The organism is Bordetella genomosp. 6, from assembly GCF_002119705.1.
GTDB classification, from domain to species: Bacteria; Pseudomonadota; Gammaproteobacteria; order Burkholderiales; family Burkholderiaceae_B; genus Bordetella; species Bordetella bronchiseptica_F.
On sequence record NZ_CP021107.1, the window covers coordinates 1,674,905 to 1,694,373 of the forward strand.

18 protein-coding genes are annotated in these 19,469 nt (G+C 69.6%); 11 read left to right on the forward strand and 7 right to left on the reverse strand.

What is annotated here, in order from left to right; genetic code table 11:
• Positions 1-262: 262 nt before the first annotated feature.
• Positions 263-2,860 (forward strand): ATP-dependent chaperone ClpB, encoded by a 2,598-nt coding sequence (gene clpB / locus CAL11_RS07945; RefSeq protein ID WP_068925744.1) that lies wholly within the window; start codon positions 263-265, stop codon positions 2,858-2,860.
• Between the two features lie 316 nt (positions 2,861-3,176).
• A complete protein-coding gene (locus tag CAL11_RS07950) occupies positions 3,177-5,006 on the forward strand; it encodes an autotransporter outer membrane beta-barrel domain-containing protein (RefSeq protein WP_086092605.1) in 1,830 nt (609 codons plus the stop codon).
• A gap of 156 nt (positions 5,007-5,162) precedes the next feature.
• Here the strand turns inward: CAL11_RS07950 and CAL11_RS07955 are convergent, their stop codons facing one another.
• On the reverse strand, positions 5,163-5,888 hold the full coding sequence (locus tag CAL11_RS07955; protein WP_050458167.1) for a TetR family transcriptional regulator: 726 nt from the start codon (positions 5,886-5,888) through the stop codon (positions 5,163-5,165).
• A gap of 128 nt (positions 5,889-6,016) precedes the next feature.
• On the opposite strand from CAL11_RS07955, the gene CAL11_RS07960 reads away from it, so the two are divergent.
• The 3 genes from CAL11_RS07960 to CAL11_RS07970 all read left to right on the forward strand — a co-directional run bounded on the left by CAL11_RS07960 (position 6,017) and on the right by CAL11_RS07970 (position 8,585).
• Entirely contained in the window at positions 6,017-7,225 is a 1,209-nt protein-coding gene (locus CAL11_RS07960) for a Tm-1-like ATP-binding domain-containing protein (protein WP_086092606.1), read from the forward strand.
• A 9-nt stretch (positions 7,226-7,234) separates the two neighbouring features.
• Positions 7,235-8,065, forward strand: coding sequence for a phosphoenolpyruvate hydrolase family protein (locus CAL11_RS07965; protein WP_086092607.1), 831 nt, complete (start codon positions 7,235-7,237; stop codon positions 8,063-8,065).
• 67 nt (positions 8,066-8,132) lie between these two features.
• Entirely contained in the window at positions 8,133-8,585 is a 453-nt protein-coding gene (locus CAL11_RS07970; protein WP_086092608.1) for an SRPBCC family protein, read from the forward strand.
• 11 nt (positions 8,586-8,596) lie between these two features.
• Here CAL11_RS07970 and CAL11_RS07975 read toward each other — a convergent pair whose 3' ends face one another.
• Positions 8,597-9,559 (reverse strand): LysR family transcriptional regulator, encoded by a 963-nt coding sequence (locus CAL11_RS07975; protein ID WP_033465881.1) that lies wholly within the window; start codon positions 9,557-9,559, stop codon positions 8,597-8,599.
• Between the two features lie 104 nt (positions 9,560-9,663).
• Here CAL11_RS07975 and CAL11_RS07980 point away from each other — a divergent pair, with 104 nt between their 5' ends.
• The gene (locus tag CAL11_RS07980) at positions 9,664-11,106 is read left to right on the forward strand and encodes an N-acyl-D-glutamate deacylase (RefSeq protein ID WP_086092609.1); all 1,443 of its coding nucleotides are present in this window, start codon (positions 9,664-9,666) and stop codon (positions 11,104-11,106) included.
• A gap of 50 nt (positions 11,107-11,156) precedes the next feature.
• Entirely contained in the window at positions 11,157-12,113 is a 957-nt protein-coding gene (locus CAL11_RS07985; protein ID WP_086092610.1) for a tripartite tricarboxylate transporter substrate binding protein BugE, read from the forward strand.
• A 15-nt stretch (positions 12,114-12,128) separates the two neighbouring features.
• Here the strand turns inward: CAL11_RS07985 and CAL11_RS07990 are convergent, their stop codons facing one another.
• From CAL11_RS07990 to CAL11_RS08010, 5 genes are read right to left on the reverse strand one after another with little or no spacing between them, the layout of a single operon-like run.
• On the reverse strand, positions 12,129-13,508 hold the full coding sequence (locus CAL11_RS07990; RefSeq protein ID WP_086092611.1) for a sulfite reductase subunit alpha: 1,380 nt from the start codon (positions 13,506-13,508) through the stop codon (positions 12,129-12,131).
• Positions 13,508-14,521, reverse strand: coding sequence for an FAD:protein FMN transferase (locus CAL11_RS07995; RefSeq protein WP_086092612.1), 1,014 nt, complete (start codon positions 14,519-14,521; stop codon positions 13,508-13,510). Before CAL11_RS07995 ends, CAL11_RS07990 begins: the two co-directional genes overlap by 1 nt.
• A gap of 4 nt (positions 14,522-14,525) precedes the next feature.
• Positions 14,526-15,326 carry a DUF4198 domain-containing protein gene (locus CAL11_RS08000; protein WP_086092613.1) on the reverse strand — a complete coding sequence of 267 codons (801 nt, stop codon included), beginning with the start codon at positions 15,324-15,326 and terminating at the stop codon, positions 14,526-14,528.
• A 29-nt stretch (positions 15,327-15,355) separates the two neighbouring features.
• On the reverse strand, positions 15,356-15,871 hold the full coding sequence (locus tag CAL11_RS08005; RefSeq protein WP_033465868.1) for a DUF2271 domain-containing protein: 516 nt from the start codon (positions 15,869-15,871) through the stop codon (positions 15,356-15,358).
• A gap of 22 nt (positions 15,872-15,893) precedes the next feature.
• Complete coding sequence (locus CAL11_RS08010) at positions 15,894-16,523, reverse strand: PepSY-associated TM helix domain-containing protein (RefSeq protein WP_086092614.1); 630 nt, start codon at positions 16,521-16,523, stop codon at positions 15,894-15,896.
• A gap of 147 nt (positions 16,524-16,670) precedes the next feature.
• Here CAL11_RS08010 and CAL11_RS08015 point away from each other — a divergent pair, with 147 nt between their 5' ends.
• The 4 genes from CAL11_RS08015 to crcB all read left to right on the forward strand — a co-directional run bounded on the left by CAL11_RS08015 (position 16,671) and on the right by crcB (position 19,448).
• Positions 16,671-17,618, forward strand: coding sequence for an ATP-binding cassette domain-containing protein (locus CAL11_RS08015; RefSeq protein WP_086092615.1), 948 nt, complete (start codon positions 16,671-16,673; stop codon positions 17,616-17,618).
• A complete protein-coding gene (locus tag CAL11_RS08020; RefSeq protein WP_086092616.1) occupies positions 17,615-18,400 on the forward strand; it encodes an ABC transporter permease in 786 nt (261 codons plus the stop codon). The genes CAL11_RS08015 and CAL11_RS08020 overlap by 4 nt, the downstream gene beginning before the upstream one ends.
• Before the next feature lie 91 nt (positions 18,401-18,491).
• On the forward strand, positions 18,492-19,052 hold the full coding sequence (locus CAL11_RS08025; protein WP_033465862.1) for an HdeD family acid-resistance protein: 561 nt from the start codon (positions 18,492-18,494) through the stop codon (positions 19,050-19,052).
• A gap of 9 nt (positions 19,053-19,061) precedes the next feature.
• Positions 19,062-19,448, forward strand: a complete 387-nt coding sequence (gene crcB / locus CAL11_RS08030; RefSeq protein WP_033457057.1) for a fluoride efflux transporter CrcB — start codon at positions 19,062-19,064, stop codon at positions 19,446-19,448.
• Positions 19,449-19,469 lie beyond the last annotated feature (21 nt).

The window sequence follows — 19,469 nt, forward strand, 5'->3', positions numbered from 1 at the left end:
CGTTACATTGTAGACCGGACGGCGCGCGGCAGCTTGACCGAGTGGTTACAACATTGCGCGCCCGGGCCGGCCCGGGCGGCCGCATGGCGCGGCCTGGGGGAATGCGTATATGCTGGCGGGACAAGGTGTTGTAACGAGCAAGTCGTCATAACGGCAACAGGAGCGGGCGCAAGGTCTTGAAATGGCCTGCATTGCCCGCATTTTCAGATCATCGGGCTGACCGCGACGCCGGTCGGGCTCTCTCATCTGCTAACCGTACATTATGCGATTCGACAAACTTACCACCAAGTTCCAGCAGGCCCTGGCGGACGCGCAAAGCCTGGCCGCCCGTAACGATCATCCCTATATCGAGCCCATCCACGTGCTGGCGGCCCTGCTGGGCGACCCCGACAGCGGCGCGGCCAGCCTGCTGGCGCGCGCCGGCGTCGCCGTCAACCGCCTGCAGCCCGCCATCGACAGCGCCCTCAAAGGCCTGCCGCAGGTGCAGGGCGACGACAACGTCCAGGTCGGGCGCGAGTTGCAAAGCGTGCTCGTGCGCACCGACAAGGAGGCCGCGCGGCGCGGCGACACCTATATTGCCAGCGAGCTGTTCCTGCTGGCGCTGGCCGACGACAAGGGCGACGCCGGCCGCATCCTGCGCGAGGCGGGCCTGCAGAAGAAGGCCCTGGAAGCGGCCATCGACGCCGTGCGCGGCGGCGAGAATGTCTCCGGCGCGGAAGGCGAATCCAACCGCGAGGCGCTGTCCAAGTACACGCTGGACCTCACCGAGCGCGCCCGCCAGGGCAAGCTGGATCCGGTCATCGGCCGCGACGATGAAATCCGCCGCACCATACAGATCCTGCAGCGCCGCACCAAGAACAACCCCGTGCTGATCGGCGAACCCGGCGTCGGCAAGACCGCCATCGTCGAAGGGCTGGCGCAACGCATCGTCAACGACGAGGTGCCCGAGACGCTGCGCGGCAAGCGCGTGCTGTCGCTGGACCTGGCGGCGCTGCTTGCCGGCGCCAAGTTCCGCGGCGAGTTCGAGGAACGCCTGAAGGCCGTGCTCAAGGAGCTGGCCCAGGACGACGGCCAGAACATCGTGTTCATCGACGAACTGCACACCATGGTCGGGGCGGGCAAGGCCGAAGGGGCCATGGACGCCGGCAACATGCTCAAGCCGGCGCTGGCGCGCGGCGAGCTGCATTGCATCGGCGCCACCACCCTGGACGAATACCGCAAGTACATCGAAAAGGACGCCGCGCTCGAACGCCGCTTCCAGAAGGTGCTGGTCGGCGAGCCCGACGTGGAGTCCACCATCGCCATCCTGCGCGGCCTGCAGGAGCGCTATGAGCTGCACCACGGCGTCGAGATCACCGATCCGGCCATCGTGGCGGCGGCCGAGCTGTCGCACCGCTACATTACCGACCGGTTCCTGCCCGACAAGGCGATCGACCTGATCGACGAGGCCGGCGCGCGCATCCGCATGGAGATCGATTCCAAGCCGGAAGTGATGGATCGCCTGGACCGGCGCATCATCCAGCTCAAGATCGAGCGCGAAGCGGTCAAGAAGGAAACGGACGATGCTTCCATGCGCCGCCTGGCCGTGATCGAGGAAGAGCTGGAGAAGCTGCAGCGCGAATACAACGACTACGAGGAAATCTGGAAAGCCGAGAAGGCCGCCGTGCAGGGCACGCAGGCCATCAAGGAAGAGATCGACCGCGTGCGCGCCGAGATGGCCGAACTGCAGCGCAAGGGCCAGTTCGACAAACTGGCCGAGCTGCAGTACGGCAAGCTGCCCGAGCTCGAAGCGCGCCTGAAGGCCGCCGACAGCGCCGAGCGCGAAGCCGGCGAATCCGACAGCGGCAAGCCGCGCCTGTTGCGCACCCAGGTGGGCGCCGAGGAAATCGCCGAGGTCGTCTCGCGCGCCACCGGCATCCCGGTGGCCAAGATGATGCAGGGCGAACGCGACAAGCTGCTGCGCATGGAGGACTTCCTGCACAAGCGCGTCGTGGGCCAGGATGAAGCCGTGCGGCTGGTTTCCGATGCCATCCGGCGTTCGCGCGCGGGCCTGGCGGATCCGTCGCGTCCCTACGGTTCGTTCCTGTTCCTCGGGCCCACCGGGGTGGGCAAGACGGAACTGACCCGCGCGCTGGCGGACTTCCTGTTCGACTCCGAAGAGCACATGATCCGCATCGACATGAGCGAATTCATGGAGAAGCATTCCGTGGCGCGGCTGATCGGCGCGCCGCCGGGATACGTGGGCTACGAGGAAGGGGGCTACCTGACCGAGGCGGTGCGCCGCAAGCCGTACAGCGTGATATTGCTCGACGAGGTCGAGAAGGCGCACCCCGATGTGTTCAACGTGCTGCTGCAGGTGCTCGATGACGGCCGCCTGACCGACGGCCAGGGGCGTACGGTGGACTTCCGCAATACGGTCATCGTCATGACATCCAACCTTGGGTCGCAGCACATACAAAGCATGGCGGGCAAGCCGTACGAGGTCATCAAGGAAGTCGTGTGGGACGAGCTCAAGCATACGTTCCGCCCGGAGTTCCTGAACCGTATCGATGAAGTCGTGGTGTTCCATGGCCTGGAGGCCCAGCATATCGAGTCCATCGCCCGGATCCAGCTCAAGCGGCTGGGCGAGCGCCTCGAGAAGCAGGAGATGCGCCTGGACGTGTCCGACGCGGCGCTGGCGGAAATCGCCCGCTCGGGCTTCGACCCGGTGTTCGGCGCCCGACCGCTCAAGCGAGCCATCCAGCAGCAGATCGAGAACCCGGTCGCCAAGCTGATTCTCGAAGGCGTGTTCGGACCGCGCGATGTCGTGCCGGTCGACTGGCAGGACGGCAAGTTCGTTTTCACGCGCACCTTGCAGTAACGCCGCCGACAGGCGCCGCCACGCGCGGCGCCCGGTCTCCCAACCCCTGGCTCCATTGGACCAGGGGTTTTTTCTGTTCGCTCGTATCGCGATTTCAGGGTGGCCTTGCGGTGGCTTCAGTGCGAAGAAAGGCCGATGCGACACCGTTCGCGAACAACCGGCCTATGGCCGGATGGGTGATGCCGATAGGAGACTTGGTTGTGCGCGTGTGTATGGAAATGCTTAGTCGAGTGTTTTCATTTTCGCAAGCGTACGAATCAATCTTGATAAACGGCATGCTCATTCATGTGGGTGTGCGTAAGACAGGTCTTAGCTTATGTTCGTCCATCGAAAATCGCATGGCGTGCGCATCGATCGGCGCGTGCATCGCGTCCCGGCTTCTTGGCGCCATTGCTGGCGTTGGCGGCTCGCCGCGTTGGCGGGCTCGGGCGCGATATGCGCGGCGCCTGCCTGGGCCGCGGGCGCGGGCCAGGCCGACCTGCGCCAGTGGCTGGCCCCGCCCAGCCGGAAGGCGCCCGAGGCCACGCCGCCGGGAAAACAGGCAGCGGCCACGGGCATGGCAGGCTTCGGCTCGCTGAGCGCCGGCGGCCTGGATCAATGGCTGGCGCCGTCGAGCAGGCCTGCCCCGGTCCGGCCCGGCAGTCCCTCCGGCTCGCCAGCGGCGTCCGTGAGCGGCTCATCGCCCGGCACGCCTGCCATGCCGTCGCCCGATGCCTTGCCACATCCGCCGCCTGCTTCAGGCGGCGATCGCGTGATCAGCGGGATCCTGCAGCAGGACCTCGGCAGCTGGCTGGCGCCGGATGCCGCAAAGCGCAGCCCCTCCAAGCCCGGCAAGACGGCCGAAAAAATCGGCGCAACGCCGGACGAGGGGCCCGGCAAGTGGCTGGTGCCGGGGGCGGAAAAGCGCAATCCGCCCGAACCTGGCAAGACGCTCGACGAAATCCGTGCGGGTCTCGAAAAATGGCTGGCGCCCGGGTCCAAGCCGCCCGTCGAGCCGGATCCGGACAAGGCGGCGCAGGAGTATCGCAAGGACCTCGATAAATGGCTGGCGCCCCCGGCCAGGCCCAGCCCGCCTTCCGGCCAACCCGAAGCGCCGCCGGCGGCGCCACCGCAAGCGGGGCCCGAAGCGCCGCCGGTGATGCCGGAGCCGGCCGAGCCGCCTGCAGCCGAGCCGCCGGCCGTCCAGCCCGCGCGGCCGGCCGGCGACGCGGTGTACCTGCCGGGCACGCGCACGCTGACGCCGACGGCCGACGCGGCGCTGGGCACGGCGAGCGCGGCGCAAGGCCTGTGGCAGGCCGAGATGAACGCGCTGGGCAAGCGCATGGGCGAGTTGCGCCTGACGCCGGCGGCGGGCGGGGTGTGGGGTCGGGCCTTCGCGCAGCGGCAGAAGCTGGACAACGGCGCGGCGCGGGAATTGCGCCAGACCGTGGGCGGCTTCGAAGTGGGCGCGGACACGGCGCTGGCGGCGGCCGAGGGGCGCTGGCACGTGGGCGCGGTGGCCGGCTACAGCCACGGCAAGCTGAAGTTCGGCGGCGGCGCCACGGGCGAGGGCGACAGCGCGCACGTGGGGGCTTACGCGACCTACATCGAGGATGGCGGGTTCTATCTCGACGGCATCGTGCGGGTGGCGCGCTATGCGCATGCGTTCAAGGCGCCCGATGCCAAGGGCCGGCGCGCGCGGGGCAGGTACCGGGCCAATGGCGTGGGCGCGTCGCTGGAGCTGGGCCGGCGCTTCACGTGGGCCGATGCCTGGTACGTGGAGCCGCAACTGGAGATGGCGGTGTTCCATGCGCAAGGCGGCAGCTATAGCGCGGGCAAGGATTTGCGCGTCAAGGACGGCGGGCTGACCTCGTTGCTGGGGCGGGCGGGGCTGCACGTGGGGCGGCAGTTCGACCTGGGCGATGGGCGCGTGGTGCAGCCGTACGCGAAGCTGAGCTGGCTGCAGGAGTTCGACGGCAAGAACACGGTGCGCACCAACGGCATACGCCACAAGAGCCGGCTCGATGGCGGGCGCGTGGAACTGGACGTGGGGGTGGCCGCGCAGCTGGGCCGGCACGGCAGCCTGTATGGCTCGTACGAGTACGCCAAGGGCAGCCGCCAGACCATGCCGTGGACCTTCCACATCGGCTATCGCTACACCTGGTAGCGGGCGCTTGCGCCGTGTGCCTGTCCCGACTGGGACAGGCACACCGTTCTACGCCATGAACGCTTGGCCGCCAGGACGGTATCCGTCCCGGCGGGGGCAGGCACACCCTGCCTCAGCGTTCAGCCTCATGCGGGGCAGGACCACAGGGCGCGACGCTCATGCAGGCGCGTTGCGCTTGCGCCGGGCCTGCGACTTGCCGGAAGTCGGCGCAATGCCGGCTTCCTGCTTGGCCTGACGGACGATGGCCTGCGCGGTCCATGTCACGACGTCCACGATGTCGTCCAGTTCCAGGTGCCAGATATCCTTGAGTATCAGGAAGACTTCCGTGCCGTATAACAAGGACAAGGCGCGCATGACGCGCTGGTGCGCGGCGGGCTCGAGCTGGCCGGCCAGCGGAGCCGTGACATATTTGAGGGTATCGACCCGATGGCCGCGCACCAGGCGCGGCGTATCGGGGTTATGTCCGGCGCTGGCTTCGGCGTATTGCTGCAGCGACAGCATGATGGCCGCGCGCAGCGAGGCTTCATGCTGTTGCAGGCGCGGATAGGCAAAGCGCAGCAGTTCGTCGATGCGTTCGGCCGCGTCATCCGATTGCGCCCGCCATTGCAGGATGGGGCCCAGGCTCTGGTCCACCACCGCGGCGATCAGCGCGCTCTGGCTGGGAAAGTAGCGGTAGGCGGTGGCGCGCGAGACCGCCGCGGCTTCCGCCAGTTCGGCCACCGAGGGGGTGATGCCCTGGGCCATCAAGCGCTGGGCGGTATCGAGCAAGGCCTTGCGCATGCGGGCTCGCGGGCCGTGCGGGGGCTCGCCGCTGAGCGCGGCCTGCGGACTGGCCGGCGCGATAAGCTGTCCTGATTCGGGTACCGTCTGCGTTGCGGCCATGTCGGCCGTCCCAGCGGATTGACGTGAGACACTCGTCTCAATATGATTCTTTCGTCTCATTTTTCCTGGCGTACTGTCTGCCGGGGACACCGGGGTCCATCAAGTGTAGCTCGCCCAGCGGAGGAGCCATGCAAGAGATTGAACAGCGGATTTACCTGGCCGCCACCTACGACACCAAGGGCGAGGAGGCGGAGTACCTGCGGCAGTTGCTGCGCCGCGACGGCGTCATGGTGGTGACGGTCGATGTGGCGACCGGCGGCCAGGGATCGCCGGCCATGGTGTCGGCCCAGGAGGTGGCGGCCTGTCACCCGCAGGGGGCGCAGGCCGTTTTCACGGGCGAGCGTGGCAGCGCCATCGCCGCGATGGCGCTGGCTTTCGAACGCTACCTGGTCGGCCAGCGCGATGTCGGCGCGGTGCTGGGCATCGGCGGCTCGGGCGGCACGGCGCTGATTACGCCTGCGATGCGCGCGTTGCCGGTCGGGGTGCCCAAGCTGATGGTCTCGACCATGGCCTCGGGCAATGTGGCGCCATATGTCGGGCCGTCGGACATTGCCATGATGTACTCGGTGACCGACGTGGCGGGCCTGAACCGCATTTCGCGGCGCGTGCTGGCCAATGCCGCGGGCGCCATCGCGGGCGCATTCCGCCAGGCGCGCCAGCCTGTCGCCGACGATGGCCGGCCGGCCGTGGGCATCACCATGTTCGGGGTGACCACGCCATGCGTGCAGCATGTGACGGCCGCGCTGCACGACCGCTACGATTGCCTGGTGTTCCACGCCACCGGAACGGGCGGCCAATCGATGGAAAAGCTGGCCGACAGCGGGCTGCTGGCAGGCGTGCTGGATCTCACCACGACCGAAGTCTGCGACTTCCTGTTCGGCGGCGTGCTGGCCTGCACCGACGACCGCTTCGGCGCCATCGCGCGCAGCGGCGTGCCTTACGTGGGATCGTGCGGCGCGCTGGACATGGTCAACTTTGGCGCGATGGACACGGTGCCGGCGGCCTGCCGCGAGCGCCTGTTCTACCCGCACAATCCGCAGGTGACGCTGATGCGCACCACGGCGCAGGAAAACGCCCGGCAAGGCGCGTGGATCGCCGAGCGCCTGAACCGCTGCGAAGGCCAGGTGCGTTTCCTGATTCCGGAGGGCGGGGTGTCGGCGCTGGACGCGCCTGGGCAGGCGTTTCACGACGAGGCCGCCGACGCGGCGCTGTTCCAGGCCCTGTACGACCATGTGCGCCAGACCGACAGGCGCCGCCTGGTGCGAGTGCCTTGCCATATCAATGATCCGCTGTTCGCCCGCGCCGCGGTCGAGCAGTTTCAAGAAATCAGCCAATGAGGTATTGCCATGCCGCGTTTTGAGCGCTCGGCCCTGCTCGACAAGTTCCACGACATGGTGCGCCGGCGCCAGCCCATCGTGGGCGGCGGCGCGGGCACGGGCCTGTCGGCGAAGTGCGAAGAGGCCGGCGGTATCGACCTGATCGTCATCTACAACTCGGGCCGCTACCGCATGGCCGGGCGCGGCTCGCTGGCCGGGCTGCTGGCCTATGGCAACGCCAACGACATCGTGCTGGACATGGCGCGCGAAGTGCTGCCGGTCGTGCAGCACACGCCGGTGCTGGCCGGGGTCAATGGCACCGATCCGTTCTGCAATTTCGACGCCTTTCTCGACGAGCTCGCCACGGCCGGTTTCTCCGGCGTGCAGAACTTTCCCACGGTAGGCCTGATCGACGGCACGTTCCGCGCCAATCTGGAGGAAACCGGCATGGGCTACGGCCTGGAGGTCGAGATGATCCGCCTGGCGCACGCCAAGGGCATGCTGACCACGCCCTATGTCTTCGATCCGGACCAGGCGCGTGCGATGACCGCCGCCGGCGCCGACATCGTGGTGGCGCACATGGGGCTGACCACGGGCGGCAATATCGGCGCGGAGACGGCGCTGTCGCTGGATGATTGCGTGGCGCGCATCGACGCGATCGCCGCCGCGGCGCTGGCCGAACGCGGCAACGTGATCGTGCTTTGCCACGGCGGGCCGATCGCCACGCCGCAGGACGCCGCCTATGTGCTGCAGCGCTGCAAGCACTGCCACGGTTTCTACGGCGCCAGCTCGATGGAGCGCCTGCCCGCCGAACAGGCGCTGACGGCGACGACGCGCGCGTTCAAGCAGCTGAGTTTCTGAGGACCGGCGGGGCCGCCGGCCCGCGCCGGGATGTGCAAGCAGGCGGCTACGGCCGCGGAGACCGTTCATGAGTCATCTGGTGTATGTCAGCCGTGTCATCGCCGCGCCCATCGAGCGGGTGTGGCCGCATCTGCGCGATTTCAACGGCCTGTCGGTCTGGCATCCGGGCGTGGCCGACAGCCGCCTGGAAGAGGGCGGGCGCGCCGACGCGCCGGGCACGGTGCGCTTCCTGTCGCTCAATCCGTCGGGCTATGTACGCGAGCGTCTGCTGATGCTCGACGATGCCGGGCGGTCGCTGCGCTACGCCATCATCGAAACCGACTTGCCCATGCGCGATTACGTCGCCGGCGTGGACTTGTGCCCGGTCACCGAGGGTGGCGGCACGTTTGCGCAATGGTGGGCCGATTTCGACGTGGTGGCCGGCGCGAACCGGGACGAGGTGGCCCGCCTGGTGGGCGAGGGCGTGTTTGCCGCCGGCCTGGAGGCCCTGGACCAGTACCTGCGCGATCGGCGGGGATAGGGGCAGGGTTTTCAGGCGCGGCTGTTGCGGCTGGCCGGACGGCAGCCCGCCGGCAGGGCGGCCTGCCGCACATAGGCGCGCAGCGTGTCGATGAGCGCCGCGGCGGCCGGGCTGAGCGCCTGCTCCTGGTGGCCGATGATGCATAGCGTGCGCATCACGGTGGGACGCGCCAGCAGGGCGAAGGCCAGGCCCGGCTCGCGCACCCGTTCGGCCGCCAGCGCCGGCAGCAGGGCCACGCCCAGGCCCGCCTTGACCAGCGCCGCCTGCGAGGTGGTGCTGGAGGCTTCGTAGAACGGCGCCGCCGCTTCGATCGGCAGATCGGCGCGCGCGCGCAGCAGCGCCATGATGCCGGTTTCATCCACGACCCCCACCAGTTTGCGATGGCTCAGGTGCTCCCATCGCACGTGGCCGTCGCGGCCCGGCTGGATGCTTGTGTCGTCGGCCCGGTAGAGCACGCCGAACCGGTCTTCCAGCAAGGGGTCGAACGCCAGCCCCGGCGCGTCGGCCCAGCGGCTGGTCAGGCCGAAGTCGACCTCCTGCGCGGCCACCTGCCGCTGGATGCGCCCGGAATTGTCGTCGCGCAGGTACAGGCGGATGGCGGGGTGGCGCCGTGCGAAGTCGGCCGCCGCCGGCGCGATCAACTCGGTGATGGCCGATGGCGCGGCCGCCACGCTCACGCGGCCGCGCTCCAGCGCGCCGTAGCGCACCACATCCTCGATCGCGCCGTCGAAATCGGCCAGCAGGCGCATCACGCGCGGCAGGAAGTCCTGGCCGGCCGCGCTCAGCAGGACCTTGCGGCTGGTGCGCGCGAACAGCTGGGTGCCCAGCGCGGTCTCCAGCTGCCGCACCAGCGTGGTGACCGAGGATTGGGTCTGGAACAGGCGGCGCGCCGCGTGCGTGAAGCTGCTTTCCTGGGCCACGGCCACGAAGGCGGTCAGATGCTTGAGCGTGACGTGCTTGGGCAGGCGATTCATTGCAAATTACGATAGATGGATAAAGTAAAACAATTTTTCATGATCGATGTTTGCGATGATACTGGACCCTTCCAAGGTTTGGGACAGGCCCGCAAGGGGTGGACATGCAGAACGCGGACAGGCTCGATTTCAAGATTACTGGCGGCTGGATCATCGACGGCACGGGCGCGCCGCGCCGCCGCGCCGACCTGGGCGTGCGCGACGGCCGCGTCGTGGCGATCGGCGAGCTGGGCGCGCATCCGGCGCGCCGCGCCTGGGACGCCAGCGGCAAGATCGTGGCGCCGGGCTTCATCGATGTGCACGGCCACGATGACCTGATGTTCGTCGAGAAGCCGGACTTGCGCTGGAAGACCAGCCAGGGCATCACCACGGTGGTGGTGGGCAACTGCGGCGTGAGCGCCGCGCCCGCGCCGCTGCCGGGCAACACCGCCGCGGCGCTGGCGCTGCTGGGCGAGACGCCGCTTTTTGCCGATGTGCCGGCCTATTTCGCCGCGCTCGACGCGCAGCGGCCCATGATCAACGTCGCCGCGCTGGTCGGGCATGCCAACTTGCGGCTGGCGGCGATGCGGGATCCGCAGGCCGCGCCCACGGCGGCCGAGCAGCAGGCCATGCAGGACATGCTGCAAGCGGCGCTCGAGGCCGGCGCGGTGGGTTTCAGCACCGGGCTGGCCTACCAGCCCGGCGCGGTGGCGCAGGCGGCCGAGCTCGAAGGGCTGGCGCGGGTGGCGGCCGAGCGACAGCGCTTGCATACCAGCCACATCCGCAACGAGGCCGACGGCGTCGAGGCGGCCGTCGAGGAGGTGCTGGCGATAGGGCGCGGCACCGGTTGCGCCACGGTGGTGTCGCATCACAAATGCATGATGCCGCAGAACTGGGGGCGCAGCCGCGCCACCCTGGCCAATATCGACCGCGCGCGCGAGCAGGGCGTGGAGGTGGCGCTGGATATCTATCCCTACCCGGGAAGCTCCACCATCCTGATTCCCGAGCGCGCCGAGACCATCGACGACATCCGCATCACCTGGTCCACGCCGCACCCGGAATGCAGTGGCGAGTACCTGGCCGATATCGCCGCGCGCTGGGGGTGCGACAAGACCACCGCGGCGCGCCGCCTGGCGCCTGCGGGCGCGATCTATTTCGCCATGGACGAGGACGAGGTCAAGCGCATCTTCCAGCATCCCTGTTGCATGGTGGGCTCGGACGGCCTGCCCAATGATGCCCGCCCTCACCCGCGCCTGTGGGGCAGCTTTACCCGCGTGCTGGGCCGTTATGTACGCGAAGCCCAGTTGATGACGCTGGAGCAGGCGGTGGCCAAGATGACCGCGCTGCCGGCGCGCGTGTTCGGCTTTGCCGGCCGCGGCGTGCTGCAGCTGGGCGCCTGGGCGGACGTCGTGGTGTTCGATCCCGATACGGTGGCCGACCGCGCCACCTGGGACGAGCCGACGCTGGCCTCGGTCGGCATCGCCGGCGTGCTGGTCAATGGCGCCGAAGTCTTCCCGCAGTCCCCCGCCGATAGCCGTCCAGGCCAGGTACTGCGCGCCGGCGCCTGAGCGCGCCGGCTTTTTTTCCTACGCATCGACACTTGAAACGGAGACATCCCATGCGCAAGACCCTGGCCGTCCTGGCCTTGATGGCCGCGGTGCCCGCGGCGCACGCCGATTTTCCCGAGCGTCCGATCACGCTGATCGTGCCGTTCCCGGCCGGCGGCCCGACCGATATCGTCGGCCGCGTGGCCGCGGCCAAGGCGGGCGAGATCCTCGGCCAGCAGATCGTGGTCGAGAACCGGACCGGCGCGGCCGGCACCATCGGCATCACCGCCACCGCGCGGGCCAAGCCCGACGGCTATACGCTGGGCCTGGCCACGGTCAGCACGCACGGCACGGCGCCGCACCTGTTTCCCAACCTGGCCTACGATCCGATCAAGGACTTCACCCCGGTCAGCAACCTGGTGACCAGCCCCAACATCCTCAGCGTCAATCCCTCGTACCCGGCGGCCGATCTCGGCGCGTTCGTGGCGCACGTGCGCGCCAACCCGGGCCGCGACGGCTACGCCAACGCGGGCGCCGGCGGCGTCAACGACCTGGGCATGATCTGGTTCCTGCAGCTGATTGGCGGCAAGATGACCAGCATTGCCTACCGCGGCTCGGCGCCGGCACTGACCGATACTGTCTCGGGCGTGGTTCCGGTGATCTTCGACAACTTCCCCTCGTCGTTGCCCTACGTCAAGAGCGGCCACCTGCGCCCGCTGGCCATCACCGGCACGGCGCGCAATCCGCGTCTGCCCGAGGTGCCCACCTTCGCCGAACAGGGCTACCGCGATTACGACGTGACGGCCTGGTATGGCGTGGTCGCGCCGGCCGGTCTGCCGGACGCGGTACGCGACAAGCTGGCCCAGGCGTTTGCCCAGGCCGTGCGCGACCCGGCCACGGCGGCGAAGATGGAGGAGACCGGCGCATTCCCGCTGGGCAATACGCCGGCCGAGTTCGCCGCGCAGATCCAGACCGAGCAGGCGCGCTGGAAGACCGTGATCGAGAAGGCCGACATCAAGCTGCAGTGACGGCGTGCACGGCGCTCAGTACACGTCGCGGCGATAGCGTCCGGCGTGCTGCAGCGCCTGCAGCTGCGCCGGACCCAGGATGTCGGCCAGCGCCTGGTGCACGCCTTCGGCCATGCCGTGCAGGCTGCCGCACACATACACCGCGGCGCCCTCGCTTATCCAGTCGCGCACGCGTTCGGCGCGTTCGCGCAGCAGGTCCTGCACGTAGCGGCGTTGCGGCGTGTCGCGGGAAAACACCGCGTCCACATGTTCGAGCCAGCCTTCGCCGCGCCATTGTTCCAGTTCGTCGCGGCAGAACCAGTCGTGGGCGGCGTTGCGCTCGCCGAACACCAGCCAGTTGCGTCCGTGGCCGGCGCCGCGGCGCGCCTTGATGAGGGCGCGCAGGCCGGCCAGCCCGGTGCCGTTGCCCACCAGGATCAGCGGGCGGGCGTCGGCCGGCGGATGGAAGTTGCGATTGGCGCGCACCCGCAGGTCGATGCGCTGGCCGGCCTGCGCGGTGTGCGTCAGCCAGCCGCTGCCCAGGCCCAGCGCGCCGTCGGCGGCGCGCATCTGGCGCACCAGCAGGTGTACCGCGCCATCGGCCGGCAGCGAGGCAATCGAATATTCGCGATGGGCGTGCAGCGGGCTGTCGGGCGCGTCGCGCGGGCCGATCTCGGCGATGTCGCCGGCTTGCCATTGCGGCGCCATGCCGTGCGGCGGCGTCAATTCGATGAAGTAGCAGGGCCCGCCCTGGCTGCCGGGGTTGAGCAGGGTGCGCCGCGCCAGCCGCCAGGCCTGGTAGGCGGGGGCTTGCCAATCCGGCAGGTCGGTGCAGCCGGTCACCAGGCCCAGGTGGTGTTGCCAGTGGCGCAGCGCCGCCGCGTCGCCGGCGTCGACCTCGACCAGGTCGAACAGCGGCGTGGCGCCGTTGGCGCGCAGCCAGTCGTCCAGGCGATGGCCGAAGCCGCAGAAGTGCGCGTAGCTGCTGTCGCCCAGCGCCAGCACGGCGTAGCGCAAGGCGCCCAACCCGGCGGCGGACTGCATGGCGGTGTCGGCGAACGCGGCGGCCGCGTCGGGTGGATCGCCCTCGCCGTAGGTGCTGGCGATGAACAGCGCGCGGGCGTAGTGGCCGAGCGTGGCGGTGTCGAGCTGCCCGAGTTTGGCCACGCGTGCTTGCAGGCCGCCGCTGGCCAGCGCCGCCGCGGTATGTTCGGCCAGTTCGGCGGCGAAGCCGGTCTGGCTGGCGTAGGCCACCAGGACGGTCTGCGGGCCGGGCGGGGCGTCGAGCGCGCGCAGCGCGCGAGCCTGGCTGGCGGCGCGCATGCGCGCCTGGCGCCAGGCCCACAGGCACAGCAACAGCCAGGCGAGCACGATGCCGGCCGCGGCGATCAGGCGCGGATGGGGCGGCAGCGGCATCAGGGTTCCAGCAGCGCGGCGAAGGCCGGCGTGGCGCGCACCTCGTGGCCCGCCGCGCCGCGCAGGATGAACAGGGCGGCCAGGCCATGGCGCGCGGCGTAGTCGCCGCCGGCGGCCGCGCCCAGTACGCCCAGCGCGGTGGCCAGGCCGTCGGCCAGCATGCATTCGGGATGGATCACCGTGACCGAGGCCACGTCGTTGTCCAGCGGCTTGCCGGTGCGCGGATCCAGCGTGTGCGCGTAGCGCCGGCCGGCCTGTTCGAGGTAGCGGCGGTAATCGCCCGAGGTGGCGATCGACCGGTCGCGCAGCGGCACCGCCAGCGCATGGGCGCCGCTGGCATCGGGCACTTCGACCGCCACGCGCCAGGGCAGGCCGTCGGGCCGCGCGCCATGGGCGCGCAGTTCGCCGCCCACTTCCATCAGGCAGGCCGTCACGCCCAGCGCGCGCAGGGCCAGCGCGGCGCGGTCCACGCCATAGCCCTTGGCGATGGACGACAGGTCCAGGCGCACGCCGCCGGGTTGCCAGGCGCGCCGGGTCCCGGCATCCAGCCGCACCCGCCCGTGGCCGCAATCGTCCAGGGCGGCGGCGATCGCCGCGGCGGCGGGCGGCTCGTGCACGCGCGGCCCGGCGCCAAAGCCCCAGGCGTCGACCAGTGCGCCGATGGTCGGGTCGTAGGCGCCGCCGCTTGCGTCGGCGAGATGCAGCGCATGCGACAGCACGTGGAACAGCGCTTCGGGCAGCGCATGCCAGCCCGTGGCGGCGCGGTTGAAGCGCGAGATGTCCGAGCCGGCCTCCCAGGTGCTCATCTGGGCCACGACTTCGTCCAGGGCCGCCGCGATGGCCGCCCGGGCCTGCTGGCGCGTCACGCCGGGCGGCAGGGCCAGGCGCGCGGACCAGGTCGTGCCCATGGTGGCGCCGGCCAGCGCCACCGGTTCGCCGGACAGGCGCGGCGGGGTCGAGGGCATGCGCGCCGCCAGCGGCGGCGCGTAGGAGGGCGGACGAGCCATGCTCAGGCGCTCAGGGGCGCAGCACTTCCAGCGTCAGCGCGTACGACATGCGGCGCTTGGTGGCCTTGGGCACGCTGACCTTGTCGTCTTCGGCCCCGGTGTGCACCCAGTACATGCCGGGCTGCGGCCACTTGACCTGGAACTTGCCGTCGGCGTCGGTCTTGAGCTCGATTTCCTCGATCTTGTCGCGGTAGCGGCTGCCGTTGGGCACGATTTCGATTTCCAGGCCGGCGGCCGGCTTGCCGTCGAGCAGCATCTGGAAGGTGGCCGGCTCGTCGGAGTACAGATCGTTGGGGTGCGATACCGCCACCAGTTCCAGGCCCTTGCCGACCGGCTTGATCGCGCCGGGCTTGCCGGCGGTCACGAAGGTTTCGACGCGGCCCAGGCTCTGCGAGATTTCCAGCTCCTGCGCGTTGGCCGGCACCGCGGCGGCCATGCCTTCGGGCTTGCCGAAGTAGCGCTTGGGCTTGCCGTCCTCCTTCCAGCGCGCGAACACGCCGTCGTTGACCACCGCCACGCGATAGGTGCCGTTCTGCTTGAGCTGCAGGTCGAAGGTGCTGCGGATCTTGCCGCGGCTGACGTTCTCGGCCTGCGCGGCGCTGCCGTCGGGGGCGACGATGTCCAGGCCGTCCAGGCGCAGCGGCGCGTGGTTGAAGTAGAACTTGTCGTTGCCGACCGCGGCGTCCACGGTGATCCAGCTATCCACGCCGGACAGCACCGTGGAAGAGGGCAGGACCCAGACGTCGTGCGCCTGCGCGGCAAGCGGCAGGGCCAGGGTCAGGGCGGCGGCCAGTTTGGCTACGGCTTTCATGAGGGCGCTCCTAGTGGGGGAAAGGAATGTCAGGGCTTGAGATCGACGGCGATGGCGCCCAGCTCGTGCTCGCCGCGGGCGGTGAGCTGCTGCGCCTGTTGCGGCGGCCAGTCGAACGGCACGCGTACCAGCTCGCGGCCGCCGACTTCGCGGGCGGCCTCGACCACCACGGCATATTTGCCGGGCTTGAGATCGGCCAGCGGCTTGGCGGTGCCGGCGTACGACAGGGCGTGCTTGCCCGCCGGGCGCGTGGCGCCGCTGACGCCGTCGACCGGGAACTGCTGGTTGCGGCCGCTGCGGCGCCACCACTGGCGCATGTCCTTGAGCCATTCCGTGCCTTCGTTGTTCTTCTTGGCCACGTCGTACCAGACCGCCAGGTCGCCCGCTACGCTCTGGTCGGCCTGCTCGATCCAGATGGCCACGTACGGGCGGTGGTACTCGGCCACGTCCAGGCGGGGAATTTCGACGCTCAGGCCCAGGTCGGCCGCGTAGGCGGTGCGGGCGACCAGGCCGGCCAGCAGGGCAGACAACAACAGTTTGCGCATAGTCCGATATCCAGTAAGACGGTCAATGAATGAATAGCAGTGCCAGCACGACCGGGATGATCACGCCCAGCCCGACCATGGGCCAGGTGGCGGCGCGGTTGCCGGCATGCATTTTCAGCAGCACCAGCCCGGTCAGCGAAAACACCAGACAGGCCACCGCGAAGATGTCCAGGAACCAGCTCCACGCCAGGCCGGTGTGGCGCCCCTTGTGCAGGTCGTTCAGGTAGGCGATCCAGCCGCGGTCGGTGCGCTCGTATTCGAGTTCGCCGCTTTGCAGGTCGATCGACAGCCAGGCGTCGCCGCCCGGCCGCGGCAGCGATACGTACAGTTCGTCGGGGGACCATTCGGGCTTGGCGGCGGCGCCGCGCGCATCGACGTCGAGTTCGCGGTCCAGCCATTCGAGCAGGGCCGGCGGCAGCGCCGGCCTGGCCGGGGCCGCGGCGGCCAGTTCGGCGCGCAGCGGCGCCGGCAATTCCAGGCGGCGGGTATCGACGCGGGCGCGCGACTCGATGTGCGAGGCGTTGTTCAGCGTCAGGCCGGTCACGGCAAACAGCAACATGCCCAGCAGGCAGAGCGCCGAACTGATCCAGTGCCATTGATGCAGCGTCTTCAGCCAGTAGGCGCGCCGTTTGGAGGAGGTTTTGCCGTCCATGGGATTTCGTTTGTCAAGGTCGCGGATTCTAACACTTAATGAGAATGAATCTTATAAAAGCCTCGTTTTCATTCTGGCTGGCCCTATTTCAATCGGTTTCGCGCGCGCCACGCGGGCGCGGCGCGCCGCGGATATAGAATCGTCGCCATGTCCTCCAACCTGGTTTCCGCCTCGTGCGCGCCTGTCCTGCAGGTGCATGGCCTGACCAAGCGCTACGGCGAGCGCGTGATCGTCGACGGCCTGTCCTTCGCGCTGCGGCGCGGCGAGTGCTATGGCCTGCTGGGCCCCAACGGCGCCGGAAAGACCACCACCTTGCGCGCCTTGCTGGGCCTGACGCCGTTCGACGGCGGGGACGTCGAGGTGCTGGGCCGCGCCGTGCCGGCGCAGGCCAGGCAGGCGCGGGCGCGCCTGGGCGTGGTGCCGCAGCTCGACAACCTGGACCCCGATTTCACCGTGGCCGAGAACCTGCTGGTGTTCGGCCGCTACTTCGGCCTGAGCGACGCGCAGGTACGGGCCAGGCTGCCGCAATTGCTGGCCTTCGCGGCGCTGGCGGCCAAGGCCGATGCGCGCATCGGCGAGCTCTCGGGCGGCATGAAGCGGCGCCTGACGCTGGCCCGCGCGCTCATCAACGATCCCGACCTCATCATCATGGATGAGCCGACCACCGGGCTGGACCCGCAGGCGCGCCACCTGATCTGGGAGCGCCTGAAGGCGCTGCTGGCGCGCGGCAAGACCATCCTGCTGACCACGCATTTCATGGACGAGGCCGAACGCCTGTGCCACCGGCTCGGCGTGATCGACCATGGCCGCCTGATTACCGAGGGCGCGCCGCGGGCCCTGATCGAGCGCTACCTGGAGCCGCAGGTGGTCGAGATCTATGGCGAGGACCTGCACGCCTGGCTGGACGCGCATCGCGCGGCCTTGCCGGCGCGGGTCGAGGTGAGCGGCGAAACGGCGTTCTGCCATACCGACGACGCCACACCCATCGTGCAGGCGCTGCAGGGCTGGCCGGACCTGCGCTACCTGCACCGGCCGGCCAACCTCGAAGACCTGTTCCTGCGCCTGACGGGGCGCGGCATGCGGGAGGACGCATGAGCGCCGGCGCCTGGGGCTGGCCGCCGCTGACGCGCCGCTGCGTGGCGGTGCTGCGGCGCAATTTCCTGGTGTGGCGCAAGACTGCCCTGACCACCGTGCTGGGCGACGTTCTCGATCCCATCGTCGCGCTGCTGGCGCTGGGGTTCGGCCTGGGCGCGCTGCTGCCGGGCATCGAGGGCGTGCCCTACGTGACCTTCCTGTCGGCCGGCTCGATGTGCGTGGGGGCGCTGTATGGCGCCACCTTCGAGGCCACCTACAACGCCTTCTCGCGCCTGCACGTGCAGCGCACCTGGGATGCCATGCTGAGCACGCCGCTGGACCTGGACGACGTGGTCTGGGCGGAAATCCTCTGGGCCGCCGCCAAGGCGCTCAAGAGCGGCATCGCGATCCTGCTGGTTGTGGTGGCGCTGGACATCGCGCGTGCGCCGACCCTGCTGTGGGTGCCGTCGGTGCTGGCCCTGGCCGGGCTGGCTTTCGCGTCGATGGCGCTGGTGGTCAGCGCGCTGGCGCGCGGCTACGAGTTCTTCATGTATTACTTCACGCTGGGCGTCACGCCCATGGTGTTCCTGTCGGGGGTGTTCTTTCCCGCCTCGCAACTGCCGGCCGCGCTGGCCGGCCCGCTGCAGTGGCTGCCCGTGGCCCCGGCGGTCAACCTGATCCGGCCGCTCACGCTGGGTCAGGTGCCGCACGCCTGGTGGGCCGATGTCGCGCAGCTGGCCGTGACGGCCGCGCTGGGCATCTGGCTGGTGGCGGTGCTGATGCGGCGCCGGCTGCTGCGTTGAACGGCGCCCGCATGACAGGGGCGGCGTGGACGTCTAACATGTTTCCAGGGCCCGCCTGGGCGGTTTGTCGCGGTACTCAAAGGAGAACGTCATGGTCACGGATGCGGTGTTGAATCATGCAGGACGCGAGTGGGGCTGGGTGGCGTTGCGCGGCGTGGTGGCCGTGCTGTTCGGCCTGATGGCGGTTCTGATGCCAGGCATCACTTTGTCGGCGCTGGTGCTGGTGTGGGGCGCTTTCGCGCTGGCCGACGGGATTTTCGCGCTGATCGCGGGCTGGCGCATCCGCGACCAGGACAAGCCGTTGTGGCCGCTGATCCTGGTGGGCCTGACGGGCATCGCCGCCGGCATCGCGACCTTTGCCTGGCCCGGCCTGACCGCGCTGGTGCTGCTCTACATCATCGCGTTCTGGGCGGTGATCGGCGGGGTGTTCCAGATTGCCGCGGCGATCCGCTTTCGCAAGGATATCGAGAACGAGTGGCTGCACGGCCTGTCGGGCGCGCTGTCGATTGTCTTCGGGGCGCTGCTGTTGTTCCAGCCGGGCGCCGGCGCGCTGGCGCTGGTGTGGGTGATCGGCGTGTACGCGGTGCTGTTCGGCGTGCTGCTGCTGGCCTTGGCATTCCGGCTCAAGAACCACGCCGCGACGCCGGCCTGAGGAGTTTTCGTGCTGACCTTCGCACCGCTCAATTTCATCGCCATCGGCATCGGCGCGACCCTGGGCGCCTGGCTGCGCTGGGTGCTGGGCCTGCGCCTGAACGGGGCAGGCTGGCCCTGGGGCACCCTGGCGGCCAATCTGGTCGGCGGTTATCTGATCGGGGTGATGGTCGCGCTTGTCGCCAGCCATCCGGAATGGCCCGCCTGGATACGGCTGGCCGCGGTGACCGGCTTCCTGGGCGGGCTGACCACGTTCTCGACCTTCTCGGCCGAGACCGTCGACATGCTGGAGCGGGGCGTCTACGCGACCGCGGCGGCCTACGCCGGCGCGAGCCTGGCCGGTTCGCTGGTCATGACCGGGCTGGGGCTGGCGACCGTGCGCCTGCTGTTGCGCTGAGGCCGGCGCCGGGCGCCGGCC